Origin of the sequence: Acidovorax sp. HMWF018, assembly GCF_003061035.1 — a bacterium.
Taxonomy (GTDB): Bacteria; Pseudomonadota; Gammaproteobacteria; order Burkholderiales; family Burkholderiaceae_C; genus Acidovorax; species Acidovorax delafieldii.
Genome location: NZ_QAIM01000138.1, coordinates 1 through 1,540 on the forward strand (window position 1 = coordinate 1; position 1,540 = coordinate 1,540).

The following is a 1,540-nucleotide window of genomic DNA, read 5'->3' on the forward strand; positions in this document are numbered from 1 at the left end:
GCTCGCCGCCGGCCACCCCCTAGTGCGCGATGCGGTGGTGCGCTGTGGCGGTAACGTCTATACCCGCGTGCTCGCGCGTGTTCTGGAGCTCGCGCGCGTGGTCCCCATGATGGAAGACTGGCTCGGCGCTCTGCGCCCGACAGAGCCTTTCTGCGTGCCGTCCGAGTTGCCCGACGAGGGCAGTGGCGTCGGCCTGTCGGAAGCCGCGCGCGGCAGCCTGGGGCACTGGGTGGTCCTGAGGAACGGGCGCATCGCCAACTACCAGATCGTGGCGCCCACCAGCTGGAACTTCTCGCCACGAGACGCCGCCGGCATACCGGGCGCACTCGAACAGGCGCTGGTGAACGCGCCGGTGCGCGAAGGCGAGAAGACACCGGTGGCTGTGCAGCACATCGTTCGCTCGTTCGACCCGTGCATGGTCTGCACCGTCCACTGACGATGAACAAGCCGCGCCCGCCCAGTCTGCCGCTTCCCACCGGCCCGATGGATGGTGTGGACGAATCCACCTGGATGGACGTCATCCAGAAGATGGACGAGGTCTACACCCGGCTGATCGACGATGAGGTCGAACTTGAGAAGAAGAACGCCGAGCTGGAGCAGTCGCAACAGTTCATCTTCAGCGTGCTCACCTCCATGTCCGACGTGCTGGTGGTCTGCGACGACAGCGGCGTGATCGAGCAGGCCAACGCCGCGCTCTGCGAGCTGACCGGGCGCCCCGAGGAGCAGCTGCGCGGCACGCCGCTCTACGGCCTGCTGGCCGACGCTCAGAGCCAGGAGCTGGCGCGTGCGGCGATGGAAAAGGCCGACGCACCGCGTGCAGGCGAGGGCATCGAACTCAACCTGCTGGACCGGCAAGGCCAGGCCGTCTCGGTGGATGCGAACTGCACACCGCGCATCGGCGAGCGGGGCCGTCGCGTCGGCACGGTGTGGGTGGGTCGTCCGACGGCCGAGCTCAAGCGCGCGTACCACGAGATGCGCGCCGCGCACGAGGCCTTGAAGCGCACGCAGCAGCAGCTGCTGCACTCCGAGAAGATGGCCTCGCTCGGCCAGCTGGTAGCTGGCGTGGCACACGAGCTCAACAACCCGATCAGCTTCGTGCTGGGCAACGTGCACGCGCTCAGCAAGTACAGCGACCGACTGCGCACCTACCTCGCTGCGATGCATGCTCACGAGCCGCCGGCCGTGCTGGATGAGATGCGACGCAAGCTGCGAATCGAGCACCTGCTGGCCGATCTGCCCTCGCTGATTGAGGGCACGCTGGAAGGCGCGCAGCGCACAGCCGACATCGTGCATGGCCTCAAACGCTTCTCGGCGATGGATTCAGAGGAGCGCAAACCGGTCAACCTGGTGGACGTGATCGAGCGCGCCGTGCACTGGGTGCAGAAGGGGCTTTCGACGCCCATCGATGTGCAATGGGCCGGCGGCGCACCCTGCACCGTGATGGGCAGCGCCGGCCAGTTGCAGCAGGTGATGATGAACCTGCTGCAGAACGGCTTTGACGCCGTGGGCCAGCACGCGGCACCGCGCATCTGGGTGAGCA

2 protein-coding genes are annotated in these 1,540 nt (G+C 67.2%); both read left to right on the forward strand.

The genetic code is table 11. The features are described 5' to 3' along the window. The coding region (locus DBR23_RS05355) for a nickel-dependent hydrogenase large subunit (protein ID WP_146191232.1) at positions 1–436 on the forward strand (436 nt) is incomplete at its 5' end. A 2-nt stretch (positions 437–438) separates the two neighbouring features. Then, positions 439–1,540, forward strand: a 1,102-nt coding sequence (locus DBR23_RS05360) for a sensor histidine kinase (RefSeq protein WP_108497548.1), incomplete at its 3' end; no start/stop codon positions are given.